12 protein-coding genes are annotated in these 15100 nt (G+C 66.9%); 5 read left to right on the top strand and 7 right to left on the bottom strand.

Annotation, left to right across the window (positions count from 1 at the left end; translation table 11 throughout):
* Positions 1-61 precede the first annotated feature (61 nt).
* From C167_RS0113475 to C167_RS0113455, 5 genes are all read left to right on the top strand, one after another.
* On the top strand, positions 62-1327 hold the full coding sequence (locus C167_RS0113475) for a c-type cytochrome (RefSeq protein WP_026079020.1): 1266 nt from the start codon (positions 62-64) through the stop codon (positions 1325-1327).
* Positions 1324-1809: a (2Fe-2S)-binding protein gene (locus C167_RS0113470; protein ID WP_017518809.1), complete on the top strand. Its 486-nt coding sequence runs from the start codon at positions 1324-1326 to the stop codon at positions 1807-1809. Before C167_RS0113475 ends, C167_RS0113470 begins: the two co-directional genes overlap by 4 nt.
* Positions 1793-4021, top strand: coding sequence for a xanthine dehydrogenase family protein molybdopterin-binding subunit (locus tag C167_RS0113465; protein WP_017518808.1), 2229 nt, complete (start codon positions 1793-1795; stop codon positions 4019-4021). Before C167_RS0113470 ends, C167_RS0113465 begins: the two co-directional genes overlap by 17 nt.
* A gap of 143 nt (positions 4022-4164) precedes the next feature.
* Positions 4165-5277, top strand: a complete 1113-nt coding sequence (locus tag C167_RS0113460) for an alkene reductase (protein WP_017518807.1) — start codon at positions 4165-4167, stop codon at positions 5275-5277.
* A 398-nt stretch (positions 5278-5675) separates the two neighbouring features.
* Positions 5676-6071, top strand: a complete 396-nt coding sequence (locus C167_RS0113455) for a DUF4280 domain-containing protein (RefSeq protein ID WP_017518806.1) — start codon at positions 5676-5678, stop codon at positions 6069-6071.
* 6 nt (positions 6072-6077) lie between these two features.
* Here the strand turns inward: C167_RS0113455 and C167_RS0113450 are convergent, their stop codons facing one another.
* The 7 genes from C167_RS0113450 to tssE form a co-directional block, all read right to left on the bottom strand.
* Positions 6078-6623, bottom strand: a complete 546-nt coding sequence (locus C167_RS0113450) for a toxin-antitoxin system YwqK family antitoxin (protein ID WP_017518805.1) — start codon at positions 6621-6623, stop codon at positions 6078-6080.
* A 10-nt stretch (positions 6624-6633) separates the two neighbouring features.
* On the bottom strand, positions 6634-8640 hold the full coding sequence (gene tssI, locus C167_RS0113445; RefSeq protein WP_017518804.1) for a type VI secretion system tip protein VgrG: 2007 nt from the start codon (positions 8638-8640) through the stop codon (positions 6634-6636).
* Positions 8641-8808: 168 nt separating this feature from the next.
* Positions 8809-9258, bottom strand: coding sequence for a hypothetical protein (locus C167_RS34500; RefSeq protein ID WP_157791842.1), 450 nt, complete (start codon positions 9256-9258; stop codon positions 8809-8811).
* Positions 9259-9321: 63 nt separating this feature from the next.
* A complete protein-coding gene (gene tssH / locus C167_RS0113440) occupies positions 9322-11874 on the bottom strand; it encodes a type VI secretion system ATPase TssH (RefSeq protein WP_017518803.1) in 2553 nt (850 codons plus the stop codon).
* Entirely contained in the window at positions 11874-12887 is a 1014-nt protein-coding gene (tssG, locus tag C167_RS0113435) for a type VI secretion system baseplate subunit TssG (RefSeq protein ID WP_017518802.1), read from the bottom strand. Before tssG ends, tssH begins: the two co-directional genes overlap by 1 nt.
* Positions 12851-14677 (bottom strand): type VI secretion system baseplate subunit TssF, encoded by a 1827-nt coding sequence (gene tssF / locus C167_RS0113430; RefSeq protein ID WP_017518801.1) that lies wholly within the window; start codon positions 14675-14677, stop codon positions 12851-12853. Before tssF ends, tssG begins: the two co-directional genes overlap by 37 nt.
* On the bottom strand, positions 14661-15089 hold the full coding sequence (gene tssE, locus C167_RS0113425) for a type VI secretion system baseplate subunit TssE (RefSeq protein ID WP_017518800.1): 429 nt from the start codon (positions 15087-15089) through the stop codon (positions 14661-14663). Before tssE ends, tssF begins: the two co-directional genes overlap by 17 nt.
* Positions 15090-15100 lie beyond the last annotated feature (11 nt).

The following is a 15100-nucleotide window of genomic DNA, read 5'->3' as shown; positions in this document are numbered from 1 at the left end:
CGCGGCCAGGAAACTGGAACACGCCCGGTGCGGTATCCATGGATTGCGAAGGGGAGTGCTGATGACGCGAAAAACGATCTGGACAGGCCTGGGGGCTCTCGCGGCGGTGGGCGTCGCGCTGGCCTTTGCCATCCTCTGGCGACCCGCCATCGCGCCGCGGGGAGAACTCGCCGCGGCGTCCCAGGAGCAGATCCGCCGGGGTAGCCTCGTGGTGGAGGCCGGTGATTGCGCGGTTTGCCATACCAGGCCCGGCGGGGCCTATCTGGCGGGCGGCCTCGGCCTGGTCACACCCTTTGGCACGCTGTACAGCACCAACATCACCCCGGACGCCCGCACCGGCATCGGCCAATGGTCGTTCGAAGCCTTCGAGCGGGCGATGCGCCACGGTATTTCCCAGGACGGGCATTTTCTCTATCCGGCCTTTCCCTACGTCCACTATCGCCGGATGACCGACGGCGACCTGCGCGATGCCTATGCGTACCTGATGAGCGGCCCGCCGGTGAACGCTCCGGCGACGGACAACCAGATGAACTTTCCGATGAACATCCGGCCGCTCGTGTCGTTCTGGAACATCCTCTTTTTGCGGGGAGAAACCTCGCCCCACGACGCCACGCGATCCGCGCCATGGAACCGTGGCCGTTATCTGGTGGAAGGCGCGGGCCACTGTGCGGCCTGCCATTCGCCGCTCAACCTGCTGGGGGCCGAAACCTCCGGCGAACAACTGGCCGGCGGGGTCGTCGATGGCTGGGAGGCGCCCGACCTGCGTGGCATGGCCAGATCCCCGGCGCGGTGGACCAGCGAGCAACTGGTTGCCTACCTGCGCGGCGACGTGGCTGCCGACCACGGTGCCGCGGCGGGGCCGATGCGCCCGGTCAGCCTGGGGCTCGCGCGCCTGCCCAGCGCGGACGTGCAGGCCATCGCGGAGTATCTGCTGAGCCTGCCGCCGGGCCGCGCCAGTGCCGTTTCGCCGGCGCCACGGCAGACTCCGGCCGACCCGCGGCAGGCCCAGGGCGCCGCACTGTTCCAAGCGTCCTGCGCCGGCTGTCATGACGATGCCGCGCCGATGCGCCAGATCGATGCGCGCCCGGCGCTCGCCATGACCTCCGCGCTGCGCGCCGACAGCCCGCGCAATTTCATCAAGACCGTCCTCGAAGGCCTGCCACCCACGCCGGGCCAGGCCGGCCCGGCCATGCCGCCGTTCGCCGCGAGCCTGGACAACCGCCAGCTTGCGCAACTCGCGGCCTATCTGCGCGCCAAGGCCAAGCCGCAGCAACCCTGGCAGGACCTTTCAACCACCCTCGATGCCCTACGGGAGCAGACGCCATGACTCAGACCACGCTGACGGTGAACGGCGAGCCACACACGCTCGACCTCGATGAGGACATGCCGCTGCTCTACGCCCTGCGCAATCACCTGGGGCTCAACGGCGCGAAATATGGTTGCGGCCTGGGGCAGTGCGGCGCGTGCACGGTGATCGTCGACGACAAGCCGGTGTTCGCCTGCCTGACGCCTTGCTCGGGGCTGGCCGGCAAGTCGATTCGCACCGTGGAAAGCCTGGGAAGCGCCGAGCGGCCTGGCCCGCTGCAGCAGGCCTTCATCGAAGAGCAGGCGGCGCAATGCGGCTATTGCATCGCCGGCATGCTGATGCGCGCGCAGACCTTGCTCGAGCGTAATCCGCATCCGAGCGAGGACGACATCCGCGCGTACATGGCGACGAACCTGTGTCGCTGCGGCACCCACCTGCGCATCGTGAAGGCCATCCGCCACGTCGCCGAACAAGGAGTTATGCCCCATGAAAACCGCCGCTGAGCTGGATAACTCCCGCCGTGCGTTCCTGCGCGGCGGCGCATTGGTGGTGGCCTTCGCACTGCTGCCCATGGCACGTCGCGCCCTGGCCGACACCGAGGTCGACACGCTGGGTACGCAGGTCCTGGCGCCGGACCTGCCGGGCAGCCTGCGCACCAACCCGTACCTGGATGCGTGGATTCGCCTCGACGCCGAGGGGATCACCGTGTACACCGGCAAGGTCGAGCTGGGCACCGGGGTGCGGACCGCGCTGCTGCAGATCGCCGCGGAACGCCTGGAGGTCGATCCACGGGCGATCCAGCTGATTACTGCGGACACCGCACTGACGCCCAACGAGGGCTATACCGCCGGCAGCCACAGCATCTTCGACAGTGGCACGGCGCTGTTCAATGCGGCGGCGCAGGTCCGCCAACTGCTGCTGGAGTCGGCGGCGCGCCAATGGCATGTCCCGGTCGAGCAGTTGTCCACCCGCGATGGAGTCATCCTGGCGCCCGATGGCCGGCGCATGGCCTACCACGACGCCGTGGCGGGCGTGGACCTGCACCGCTATGCCGGCCGCGAGTCCCCCGCGAAGCCGGCGGACGAGTTCCAGATGATCGGTCGTTCGCTCCCGCGCCTGGATATCCCCGCGAAGGTCAGCGGTGGCGAGGCGTTCGTCCAGGACCTGCGGTTGCCGGGCATGCTCCACGCCCGCGTCATCCGGCCGCCGCGTCCGGGGGGCAGGCTTGTCGCTTTCGACGCCGAGCGCCTGAGCCGCCTGCCCGGCGTGGTCGAGGTCATCCGCGACGGCAACTACCTCGCCGTGGTCGCCCAGGACGAATGGCAGGCGATCAAGGCCATGCGGGTGGGGTACGAGGTGGCGCAATGGACGGGAGGCGACGTCATCCCGGACGAGCGCACGATCCATGAACTGCTGCCGCGCCTGGAAGCCAGAACCTACCCGATTCGCCAGGAAGGCCAGCCGGCGGTTGCCGCTGCGAAGGCGCAGTGCCGATTGCGCGTCACCAAGCAGTACTTGATGCACGGCTCCATCGGGCCATCCTGTTCGGTGGCCTGGTTCAAGGACGGGGTGCTGACCGTCTGGACCCACACCCAGGGCGTCTACCCGTTGCGCGCCGGGCTGGCCGAAATGCTCGGTCTGCCCCTGGAGCGGGTGCGCTGCATCCATAGCGAGGGCGCCGGCTGCTACGGGCATAACGGTGCGGACGATGCCGCGGCGGACGCCGCGCTGATCGCCATGAAAGTTCCCGGCGTGCCGGTCAGGCTGCAGTGGATGCGCGAGCAGGAGAACCTCTGGGAGCCCTACAGCTCGGCGATGATCACCCAGGTGCAGGCCACGCTCGACAACGAGGGCCGCCTGGGTGACTGGCGCGGCGAGCTGTGGACGACACCGCACAACGAGCGAATCGTCAATGCCGGCCGGCTGATCCCCGCGCGCCTGCTGGCCCGGCCCTTCGCCTCGGCGCCGTCGATCCCCATCGCCCAGCCCGAGGGGGACGGCGACCGCAATGCCGTGCCGCTGTACCGCTTGGGCTCGACGCACATCGATATGCACTTCATCACGCAGATGCCGTTCCGAACCTCGGCCATGCGCTCGCTCGGCGCGCACATCAATGTCTTCACCATCGAGGCCTGCCTGGACGAACTGGCCCGACAGGCCGGGGTGGACGCCGTGCAGTTTCGCCTCGGCCACCTCGACGATCCCCGCGCCCGGGCGGTGGTGGAGCGCGCACGCGACGCTTTCGGCTGGCCGCGCAAGGCAGCGGAGGCCGGCTCAGGCGTCGGTTTTGCCTTCGCCCGCTACAAGAACATCATGGGTTACTGCGCCATTGCCGTGGAGGTGTGGGTGCACCCGCAGACCGGGGAGGTGAAGGTCAAGCGGGTGGTGACCGCCGTGGATGTCGGGCAGATCGTCAGCCCCGACGGGCTGCGCAACCAGGTCGAAGGCGGGATCGTCCAGTCCACCAGCTGGAGCCTCTACGAGGCGCTGCGCTACGACGCCGGTGGCGTGCGCAGTTACGACTGGAGCGGCTATCCGATCCTGCGCTTCCCGCAGTTGCCCGAGGAGGTCGAGGTCCACCTGCTGGACCAGCCCGGCCAGCCGTTCCTCGGCGCTGCGGAAATCGTCCAGGGGCCGATGGCCGCCGCCCTGGGCAACGCCCTCGCCAACGCCACCGGCCAGCGGCCGCTGAGCCTGCCGCTGGCTCGCGGCTGAGCGCTGTCGGCGCGTATGCAGGTTACGTGCGCAAAGCGTTGCGCCACGCGCAATACGGTTGAGCCGAGGCGGCGGATTATCAAGGCGACGGGGGTTTCCTAGAGTGGCCAGCAACCGCAACCACCCCCAGGAAACCACCCGAAATGAATCAGCCCCTGTTCCAACCCATCCAGCTTGGCACCCATACCCTGGCGCACCGCATCGCGATGGCGCCCCTGACGCGTTCGCGCGCCGGACAGCCGGGCGACGTGCCCACCGCGATGAACGTCGAGTACTACCGCCAACGCGCCAGCGCGGCGCTGATCATCACCGAAGCGACGCAGATCTCCCGCCAGGGCCAGGGCTACGCGTGGACGCCGGGCATCTACAGCCAGGCGCAGATCGAAGGCTGGCGGGACGTTGCACAAGGCGTACACCGCGAAGGCGGGCTGATCTTCATGCAGCTCTGGCACGTAGGCCGCGTGTCGCACCCGAGCTTCCAGCCCGACGGCGGCCTGCCCGTCGCGCCCAGTGCGCTGCCGGTGCCCGGCAAGACCTTCATCGTGGGCGCCGACGGCGCCGGTACCTGGGGCGACGTGCCGGTGCCGCAGGAACTGACGCTCGACGGCATCCGCGACATCATCGAGGATTACCGCGTGGCGGCGCGCAATGCCATCGCGGCGGGCATGGATGGCGTCGAGATCCATGCCGGCAACGGCTACCTGCTCGACCAGTTCATCAACAGTGCCAGCAATCAGCGCCAGGACCAGTACGGCGGCACCATCAAGAACCGCACGCGCCTGGTGCTGGAGATCGTCGCGGCGGTGGCGGCGCAGATCGGCCCGCAGCGCGTCGGTGTGCGCCTGACGCCGATGGGCCGCTTCATGGGAATGGGCGATGACACCCCGCACGACACCTTCGGCTACCTGGTCGAGCGCCTGAACGAGATGTCCCTGGCCTATCTGCACCTGGTCGAGCCCGCCATCGTCGGCACGGTGCGGGACGAGCAGGTCGATCCCGGCTGGGATGCCATCATCCTGCAGTTGCGCGAGTCCTGGGATGGCGTGCTGATCCTCGCCGGTGGCTACGATTCGGCGACCGCCGCGCAGGCGCTAGCGGACGGGCGCGCGGACATCATCGCCTTCGGTCGCCCGTTCCTGGCCAACCCGGATCTGCCTCGGCGAATCCGCGAAAGCCTGCCGCTGAATACGCCCGATCCGGCGTCGTTCTTCGGGGGCGATGAGCGGGGGTATATCGACTATCCCGCCCATCCATGAGGTGTCGGCCAGCCCTGCGCGCGCAGGGCTGGCTTGCCTTAGGGCCTCAGAACATCGCTGCTGGGTTCTTTGGTTCGCGCACGCAGGCCGCCAGGTCCGTCCGAGCGCCACCGCAGAGTGCATGCAAGTGCGGCGCTTCATCCACGGATGATGCAGCATGCTTGTCCGTCTTCTCTTGATCGGTAGCTACCCTCAGCGAGAGACAGCTACCGACCCACATCTGCCCTCATGCAATAGCGCCAGTCCCAGCACCAGCAACTGATGGCCGAAGCACAACCTTGAACAGGCTAATCTACCTGTCACAAGCGTTGGCGTTTGGAAGGGCTATATTTCACCCACTCATCCTCAACTGCGACACGAATGAAGGCTTGCCAGGCGAAGGCAGGCGAGGTGATTTTATGGGCTGTCCCCAGGTCTGTAGCGGCGCGATACTACAGTGCAGTTTCGGAATCACTCCGTCGGTATTCAACGTGCTGCCTGTCAACCGCACCCTCACCAACGCCATGCCGGCGGCCAACCTACAGGACCACATCCCCCTTCTAAATATCTTGCCCTTCGGCATGTGTACCAGCCCATCTAACCCAACGGTGGCCGCCGCTACTGCTGCCGCCCTCGGGGTACTGACGCCAATGCCCTGCATACCGGCCACCGCAGCGCCGTGGGTACCCGGCGGTCCGCCTACGATGCTGCTGGGCGGGATGCCGGCGCTGGACGCCAACGGAACGCTAATATGCACCTGGGGCGGGGTGATCAAGGTGGTATTTCCCGGCCAGGTGCAGATGCTGATTCCCTGATTCCGCTCAGGCCTCGCTGGCCTCGCCACGGCCGCCCAGCCACCAGCGCAGGCGCGAGATCGGCTTGCCGTTGTGGTCCAGCGGACGACCATCCTCGGCATAGGCGCGCGGTTGATCCTGCGGCGCACCTTTCGCATAGCGAGCTTCCTGCGCCAGTTGGCCGTTACCGTGGAAGCGACGGAACAGTCCTTCCAGAACGCCTTCGCGGTAGAAGGCCTGCTCGGCAAGCGTGCCATCGGCGAGATAGCTACACGCCTCGCCGTGCATCAGCCCGTCGCGGTAACTCACCTTGCGTTGCAGCCAGCCTTCGGTCGAGAAGAAGCGGGCCTCGCCCTGCAGGCGTCCGCGTACGTAGGGCAACTGCGCACTGACCTGGCCGTTGGGGTGATAGAGCGTGCTGGTGCCGTGCAGTTCGCCTTCGCGGTAGTCCAGGCTGGCCTGCGGGCGGCCTCGCTCGCTGATGCGCAGCGGGCCTTCCAGCCCGCCGTCTTGCAGGCGGCCCTGCAGGGTGCTGTCGCCGCGCTTGAGGTCGAGGCTTCCACTGTTGGCCATGTCGTCGTCCTCAGTTGACCTTCACCAGGCCGCCCTTGAGGGTCAGCATGCCGCCGCCGTCCACCGTCTGTTCGGCGCTGGCCTTGTTGGTAAGGCTGACGCCGGCGTCGTTGGTCAGGGTGGTGCCGGCCTTGTTGGTCAGGGAAGTTCCCGCCTGGTTGGTCAGGGACGTGCCCGCCTTGCTGGTCACCGAGGTTCCGGCCTGGGCGGCGAGATCGGCGTCGGTCTTCAGCGTCAGGCTGCCGCCGCTCTGCAGGGTGAGGGTGCCGCTGACCTTGATGGTGAGGTTGCCGTCCACCGTCAGCTCGAAGTTGCCGCTGACCTGATGGCTGTAGTTGCCGCCAGTGCTGTGGGTCTGGTCGGCGCCGACCTTCACCGTGCGCGTGTCCTTCACGTCCAGCGTGTCGCTGCCGGTCTGGATGGTCACGCTGCGCTTGCCCTTTTCCAGGGTGACCGTCTCGTCGCCTTCCTTCACCGTACGCGTGCGGGCGTTCTGCACGGTGAGCGTCTCGTCGTGACCGATGGTGGCGCTGCTGTCGTTGAGCACGTTCACCCTCATGTCCTTCTGCGCCTGCAGGAAGACTTCCTCGGCGTCCTTCTTGTCCTCGAAACGCAGTTCGTTGAAGCCGCCGCCCCCCTTGGACGATTGGGTCTTGATACCGGACTGCGTCTGGTTATCCGGCAGCGCATAGGGCAGGGCGTTGTCGCCGTTGTAGACGCAGCCGGTCACCAGCGGGCGGTCCGGGTCGCCGTCGATGAAGGTGACTATCACCTCCTGGCCGATGCGCGGGATGAACTGCATGCCGAAGCCCTTGCCGCTCCACGGCAGCACCACGCGCACCCAGCAGGAGGACGCCTCGTCGTTCTTCCCCTCAAGGTCCCAGGGGAACTGGATCTTGATGCGGCCGTACTGGTCGGTCCAGATTTCCTCGCCGGCCTTGCCCACCACCTTGGCGGTCTGGGTGTGCATGCGTGGCTTGGGCGTGGTACGGGGAGGGCGGTAGGCGGTGGCCTTGGGGATGGCCTCGAATCGGTTGCGATAGTGCTCATGGTCGGCCTCGTGGGTCACCGAGGTGAGCACCCAGTCGATGTTCAGCGCGGCGTCGTCATGCCCGGTCAGGGTGAACCAGTGCCCCGGTACCAGCCAGCGGCAGTCGCTCTCGCCGATCAGCCGCTTGTCCTGGCTGCGCAGGCCGTCCACGCGCTGCTTGGTCAGCGCATCACCCCGTGCCTTGGCGGTGTAGCCGCCGGGGTGCTCGTACTGCGCACGCGGCCCGGCCTCGGCCTGCGCCTGGGAAAAGAGTGAGGTGGCGGGAGTGGTGAACTCATAGTCGGTGGCGCTGTAGGTCCCTGCGACCGCCTGCAGGCAATATTGCGCCGAACGGATGCCGTGCAGTTCGCGCACGCCGATCTCCTGGCCGAGGTACGCCACCTTCGGCCCGTTGGGGATGGGCGGGAAGGCATCGTTGTTGTCCGCCAGCACCAGCCTGTGCTTGCCCTCTTCGTGGGTGAAGAACCAGAAGATGCCTTCCTCCTCCAGCAGCCGCGAGACGAAGGCGAAATCGCTTTCGCCGTACTGCACGCAATACTCGCGGGGCTCGTAGCTGCCGCTCAGCGACAGCTTGAAGTCGGTGAAGCCGTGGGCCTTGAAGATGGTGGTAACGATGTCGCTGGTGGCGAGGTTCTGGAATACGCGGTTGTTGCTGGCCAGGGTCAGCCACCAGAGCCAAGGGCGCAGGACGAGTTGGTAGCGCTCGGCGGTGGCGTCGGCAGGGAGTTGTTGGATTTCAGCGACCAGGGCGTCGAGGGGGCGCTGGCTGGCGTCGTTGTGGAAAGCAATAGTCACCTGGGATGCCACGGCGCTGGATAGCATCAGCGGGCCCACACTGATGCCCTCTAGGGACAGACGGATTAGCTCGTTCATGGATTCCTGACCGGAAACTGCTTGCGGATAGAAATCCAACAGCGCCGATGCCTTGATGGAAAGGCTGGTCGTGATGTCGGCGGGGCGGGGCATTTAGATTGCTCCCCTTACCATCATGGTTTCGCTACTCCTATAGTGGTCCATGGAGAACTGAATGACTGCTGAAGTGGATTTTTATGGTTTCATATTTACTGTTTCTTTTGGTATTCAGTGAACCTCAAGATATGAGCTGTTAATTCTATCTAGCTGGGTCTTTCAGATTTATATTTGGCTTGGCATTCCTTCGACAGGGCCCGCCCAGCGGCATTCGTGTACCGTAAACGGAACGTTGGTTAATTGATTTTTGTTCCCTCCAATTCGTTTGGCGCAAATTTTATCGGGTTCGCCAACTTTCTTTACCTGAAGTTGGACGTCATCCCTATTCACGCTGTCGTTTACTTTGCTCATCTTTTTTTGAACAACCCATGGGAGGTCAAAGATTAATACATATACCTCCGAGAGCTTACTGATGCCTAGCTTCTCCTTTTTTCCTGAAATTTCAGCTGGGGGGATTGTTGTTAAATAAAAGCCCTCTTCATGCTGACGGGTAAACCAAGCCCATTTTTGGGGCTGGTTCATTTGGCAGTTCCATTCTTCCTGAGTTACTTGCTCAAGTTGGTTGTTCGTGATTGATTGTGCCGCTTTTTTTGTTGTATAATGATAGAATCTCATGTTGTTTTCCTTATTGATTTTGGTTCTTTTTCTGAGTTTTGTTCTTGCTGAAACTCGCTCGAGTTACACACCCATAACCCACTCCGCCAACTTCCCCGTCACTTCCGCCATCAACACATTCTCGATATCCCGCGCCCCCGCCGAACTGCACTTGGCGAGCACTGCCTTGACGATCACCGGGTCGAAATCGAACTGCTTGCCGGTCGCCGCCTTGTAGCGCTCCCGAAGTTTTTCCAGCTTGGCAATAACGATGCCCTCCAGCGTCGCTTCCTCCAATGGCCGGTACGGCACCACGGTCATGCGTGCGAGGAAAGCGGCGCGGAAGGCTTGCAGCAGCACCTTGCGCAGGCGCTCGTCGAAGACGGGCGTGGCGATCTGTTCGGGCGGGGTGTCGAGCAGCAGTTCCGCGCCGACGTTGCTGGTGGCGAGGATCACGGTGTTCTTGAAGTCCACCACCAGGCCGGTGCCGTCCTCCATCACGCCCTTGTCGAAGACGTTGTAGAAGGCCTCCAGCACATCCGGATGGGCCTTTTCGATTTCGTCCAGCAGCACCACCGAGTAGGGGCGGCGGCGCACGGCTTCGGTGAGTACGCCGCCGGTGCCATAGCCAACGTAGCCGGGCGGGGCGCCCTTGAGTTGGCTGACGGTATGGGCTTCCTGGTACTCGGAAAGGTTGATGCTGATGAGGTTGCGCTCGCCACCGTAGAGGGCGTCGGCCAGGGCGTAGGCGGTCTCGGTCTTGCCCACGCCGGTGGGGCCAAGCAGGAGGAATACGCCCACCGGCTTGGCCGGGTCGGTGAGACCGGCGCGGTAGGCCTGGATGCGCTGGGCGATGGTGCCCAGCGCGGCTTCCTGGCCCATCACCCGCTGGCCCATGCGCTGCGCCAGGGTACGGATGGCGTGGGCCTCGTCGGCGAGCATCTTGCCCACCGGGATGCCGGTCCAGCCTGCGATCACCGCGGCCACGGTCTTGGAGTCGACCTGTTCGGGCACCAGCGGATCGTCCTCGCGGATGGCGTCGAGGCCGGCTTCCAGACGTGCGAGTTCGGCGGCCAGGTGATCAATGCGGCCGTCGAGTTCTTCGTCGGGCTTGGCGGCGTCGGCGCTCTCGCTCAGGGTGAGCAGTTCGCGGCGTGACTGCAGCAGTTCGCGTACCGCCTCGCGTTCTTCGCCCCAACGTTTTTCCAGGGCGCGGATGGCCGACAGGTTGCCCACCGATTCCTGCTCCAGGCCGGTGATGCGTGCGCTGTGGTCCAGGCCGGTGGCTTGTTCGCGGCGCAGGCGTTGCAGCTCTTCCTCCACCGCGAGTTCACGGTGGCGCAGGTTCTCCAGGGCCGGCGGCACGTCGTGCTGGGCCAGGGCGACGCGGGCGCAGGCAGTGTCCAGCACGCTGATGGCCTTGTCCGGCAGTTGGCGGCCGGAGATGTAGCGGTGCGAGAGCTTCACCGCGTCCTGGATGGCGACGTCCAGCACCTGGACGCCGTGGTGCTGTTCGAGCTTGGCGGCGACGCCGCGCAGCATGTCCACGGCGGTGGCCTCGTCGGGCTCCTCGACCTGAACCAGTTGGAAGCGCCGGGCCAGGGCCGGGTCCTTCTCGAAGTACTTCTTGTATTCCAGCCAGGTGGTGGCGGCCAGGGTGCGCAGCTCGCCACGGGCCAGGGCCGGCTTGAGCAGGTTGGCGGCATCGCTGCCGCCTTCCGTGCCACCGGCACCGATCAGGGTGTGGGCCTCGTCGATGAACAGGATGATCGGCTGTTCGCTGCTGCGCACTGCGTCGATCACCCCTTTCAGGCGCTGTTCGAACTCGCCCTTGACCCCGGCGCCGGCCTGCAGCAGGCCAAGGTCGAGCACGCGCAGGATCACGCCTTGCAGCGGAGGCGGCACTTCTCCGGCGGCGATGCGTAGGGCCAGGCCTTCCACCACGGCGGTCTTGCCGACGCCGGGGGCGCCGACCAGGATCGGGTTGTTCTGCCGGCGGCGCAGGAGGATGTCCACGCACTGGCGGATCTCGCCGTCGCGCCCGACTATGGGGTCGATGCGCCCGGCGTGGGCGTCGGCGGTGAGGTCCTGGGTGTATTGGTCAAGCAGGCTGTCCTGGGCCGGTGCGCTGGCGGCTGCGGCCTTCGCGGATGCTCTCGCGCCGGGGGACTGTTCGCGGGAACCTTCGGTCCATTCCAGAAGCTTTTCCCGCAGCGTTTCGTGGGGAATGCGCAGCAGCGACGAGGCGCTGTTGAGCAGCAGGGCGCGGCGTTCCTCGCGGTCGAGCAGGGCGAGCAGCAGCAGTCCCGAGCGGATCGCCGGTTGGCCGAGCACGCTGGCTTGTACCACTGCGTCCTCCAGCAGGCCGATGGTCTGTGGCGAGAGCGCCGGAGTGCGCGTGCTGCCGATGCGGAACAGCTCCAGCGCGGTGTTGATCTCGCCCACCAGTTGGTCGCGCTCGAGGCCGAAGCGCGGCAGCAGGCGGGCGAGGTCGCCGCCGTCGATGTCCAGCAGTTCCAGCAGCAGGTGTTCGATTTCGACGTAGTGGTGGGTACGTTGCAGGCAGCGCTGCGCGGCGCGTTCCAGGGCGCGGCGGGATTCCGGGTTGAGGCGGCCGATCAGGCTGGCGAGGTCCATCAGGGCATCTCCGCGTGGCGCAGGGTCAGGTCGATGGGTTGCACGGCACCGCCGCTGCGGCGCAGGCCGGTGTTCCAGTTCAGTCGTGGGGCGTTACCGCGTCCCAGGGCCAACGGCCCGCTGACACGTACCAGCAGGCGCAGCCGGCAGTCGAGGTCGGGACCGAAGTACAGCGCGCAGAGATGGGTCAGCAGCGGATGGGCGATGCCGTCCGGGAAAAAGTGTCGCGCCGTGGCTTCGTCCAGCGGGCCGAGGCGCAGGTGGAAGCCGGCGTGTTCGTCCCACACGCGAGTGCCTGCGATGGCGTCTCGGCCAAGACCGAGGTTGGCGCCGCCGCGTTGCAGCACGCTGCGTCGGGCCGGCGGAATCTCGCGCCAGGCGCCGGCATAGGCTTCGCACTCGGCGGGGATGCCGAACTGTTCGCGGAGCAGGGCGGCGAAGCCGGCCAGCGAGCGGCGACTGCCGGAGAAGTGCGCGCTGCGGGCGAGCACGCTGGCATCGGGCAGCGCACCGCGCTCATGCAGGCCTGCTGGCAGCAGGCCCACCAGGGCCCGCAACGGGCGGCGCAGGGGCGCGGCGGCAGGGGGCTGGAAGCCCACGGCCAGCCGGTGTTTGCGCAACACCCGGTAGAGCAGACTGAGCAGGCGGTGCTGGAAAAGGTCGAGGAATTCGGCGGGGGCGTGGTCCTTCTGCCGCGCGCGCTGCTGCAGCCATTCCTGGTAGGCGTAGGGAAGGGCGCCGTCGGCGCCGCCCAGGCCGAAGATGGAGGTGCTCAGCAGCGGCCGGCCTTCCTCGTCATCCAGAGCATCGATCTGGCTCGGGGCGAACACCGGTGTCAGCGGGCCGCGCAGGCGCAGCGCTTCGGCGTCCGGGCGGCTGCCGTGGCCCAGCGGCGTGGCCTGGGGCCGCTCGTGCTCGAGCAGCAGCAGGGCCTGCAGCCATTCGAAGCGGTGAGGCTCGGCGCGCAGGCGCCGGCTCAGAGAGTGATGGGCTGGCCGGCCTGGGGTTGCCATCGGCAGATCTCCTGGTCCGATTGCACCAGCACCGTACGCACGAAGCGGTTGGCATTGGCGTAGAGCGAAAAGAACTGCGCGAGCACGGCGCCGAACAGCACCGCACTGGCACCGACGAAGGCCTGACGCTCCAGGTGCACGCGAACCTCCAGGCCGTTGCGCCAGCCGCGCCAGGCATCGCTGCCGACATGGTCGACCACGCGGGCGCAGTCCAGCCGGACCAGCCCTTCGATCTGCCGGGCGGCCAGCTTGTCTTCACTGAAGTCGTGCAGCGCGAGGATTTCCCGCAGGGCATCGAGGGCCTGCGGGCCCTCCACCAGCGACAGGTGGTTGAGCGTGAGCTGCGAAACCAGTTGCCAGCGTGAAGGGCCATCCAACCCCGGCTGGCATTGCCGGCTTGGTGCGCGCAGCACGCTGGCGCGGGCCACCGGGCCGGGACGTTCGAAGGCCAGCTCGGTGCCGGCCGGCAGGTACTCGGCCAGGCTCCGATTGGTGCACAGGAGTTCGGCGCTGAGGCTGTACTGGGGCGTTTCCTCCAGCGGTTGCAGGCCGGCGTCGACCAGGGTCAGCAGCAGGTCGCTGCCGCGCCGGTTGGGCGTCATGCCTTCGACCCGGCGCGCGTGCCAGTAGAGACCGAACGCACCGGGACGGTGCTGGGTGCCGTGGTAGGGCGCGACCTCGAACACCCCCAACGGAGTGCTGGCACGCAGGGACCGGATGCTGTGAATTTCCACCGAGTTCTCGCGGTGGGCGTCGGCGATCAGGCGGTACTCGCTGCGCGTGCCGTCCGGCCGCAGTGGCTCGGAGGTACGCGGGAACAGGTTGATCGCCGGAACGCAGCCCAACGCCAGGTCGCTGGCCTGCAGGGTCAGGCGGGCGGGCGCGGGGCGGTCGAAGAGGATGTAGAGGTAGAGCTGTTCGCCACTGGCGCGCAGCCCCTGGAGCGGCAGATCGAAGAACGCGAACTTGTCGGGGAAAGCGAAGTACTCGGCGAGCAGGCGCAAGCCGGGATGTACGCGCTCATCCTCCGGCAGCAGGGCCTGTTCGGCGGCGAAGCCGACCCGTTGCGGCAGGCCGGGGAGGCGTTGCGGTTCGGCGCCCTCGGCCTCGGCGATGAGGCCGCAGGCATGGGCGCCGAGCAGGTCGTAAAGGGCGGCCTTGGCGATGGGGTTGGCGGCCAGGTGGATACGCAGGCTATCGATGTCCAGTGAGGCCCAGCCGTCCTTGTCGAGGCAGCGCAGGTCCAGGCGCAGGGCGCCACGCACGCCAGCGCTGCCCGTGGCGGCCTGGGCCTCCTCGGCGCCGAGCAGCACCGCTTGCTCGATGCGCAATGGCCACAGGGTGGCTTCGTCGGTGGTCCGCCAGTGCAGCGTCTGGCCGCGCAGTTCTTCGGGCAGATCGATGCGCTCCTGGCCCTGCACGCTGACGAACAACGGAGTGCCGCGCGGAAGGTGGAAGCCGGCGCTCAGCTTGCCCTTGGCCGGGTCCGGCTCGAAGCGCACCACGGCGCAGGAAGGCAGGGGCCGCAGGGCCAGGGGATAGAGTTGCTCCAGCAGTGCGTCGCTGAACTGCGCATAGTCGTCGTCCAGGCGTCGCTGCAGCCGTGCGGCAAGCAGGGCAAAGCCTTCCAGCAGACGCTCGACGTGGGGGTCGCCGCACTCTCCGGGGCCGAGTTCCAGGCGGCGCGCCACCTTGGGGTAGCGCGCGGCGAAACCGGCGCCGGCATGGCGCAGCCAGGTCAGTTCGCGCTGGTAGTAGTCCAGCAGTTCGGCGTCAATCGAGTCGCTCATGGCGTACTTCCAGTGTTCCGCCAACGGGGATGAGTTCGAACAGCAATGGCGCCTGGTCGACGCCCTGGCGCAGGTTGCCGAGCAGGCGCACGCGCAGGCGCTGCGGCTGCTGCGGATCGGCGTCGACCACCACTTCGCTCAGCCCCAGGCGCGGCTCGAAACGGGTCGCCGCGCGGCGGATCTCCCGAGCCAGATGCAGGCGGTCGGCCTCGCGGCGGGCCTGCAGGGCAGTCCAGTCGGCAATGCCGTAGGCCAGGATGCCAACACCATTGCCGGCAGGGCTGCGACTGTTGAGCAGGCGTGACAGTTCCTGCGCGACCGAAGCCGCCAGGGCGCGCTGGTCGAAGACTGGCTCCGCCTCTCCGGCGTTGGAGAGACGGTCCAGCAACGGTTGCCGTGCGATGCCGTGCAAGGCCGGGCTGC

It is taken from the genome of Pseudomonas nitroreducens TX1, from assembly GCF_000313755.1.
Taxonomy (GTDB): Bacteria; Pseudomonadota; Gammaproteobacteria; order Pseudomonadales; family Pseudomonadaceae; genus Pseudomonas; species Pseudomonas nitroreducens_A.
Note: the sequence above shows the minus strand (reverse complement) of the source record. Positions and strands in the feature narration are given on the sequence as shown.

Bases quoted from the DNA above. Each gene is read 5' to 3' on its own strand.
- C167_RS0113450 (WP_017518805.1), bottom strand. From the start codon at position 6,623: ATGGCCAACAGTGGAAGCCTCGACCTCAAGCGCGGCGACAGCACCCTG.
- C167_RS0113455 (WP_017518806.1), top strand. From the start codon at position 5,676: ATGGGCTGTCCCCAGGTCTGTAGCGGCGCGATACTACAGTGCAGTTTC.
- tssF (WP_017518801.1), bottom strand. From the start codon at position 14,677: ATGAGCGACTCGATTGACGCCGAACTGCTGGACTACTACCAGCGCGAA.
- C167_RS0113460 (WP_017518807.1), top strand. From the start codon at position 4,165: ATGAATCAGCCCCTGTTCCAACCCATCCAGCTTGGCACCCATACCCTG.
- C167_RS0113465 (WP_017518808.1), top strand. From the start codon at position 1,793: ATGAAAACCGCCGCTGAGCTGGATAACTCCCGCCGTGCGTTCCTGCGC.
- tssG (WP_017518802.1), bottom strand. From the start codon at position 12,887: ATGGCAACCCCAGGCCGGCCAGCCCATCACTCTCTGAGCCGGCGCCTG.
- C167_RS0113470 (WP_017518809.1), top strand. From the start codon at position 1,324: ATGACTCAGACCACGCTGACGGTGAACGGCGAGCCACACACGCTCGAC.
- tssH (WP_017518803.1), bottom strand. From the start codon at position 11,874: ATGGACCTCGCCAGCCTGATCGGCCGCCTCAACCCGGAATCCCGCCGC.
- C167_RS34500 (WP_157791842.1), bottom strand. From the start codon at position 9,258: ATGAGATTCTATCATTATACAACAAAAAAAGCGGCACAATCAATCACG.
- tssI (WP_017518804.1), bottom strand. From the start codon at position 8,640: ATGCCCCGCCCCGCCGACATCACGACCAGCCTTTCCATCAAGGCATCG.
- C167_RS0113475 (WP_026079020.1), top strand. From the start codon at position 62: ATGACGCGAAAAACGATCTGGACAGGCCTGGGGGCTCTCGCGGCGGTG.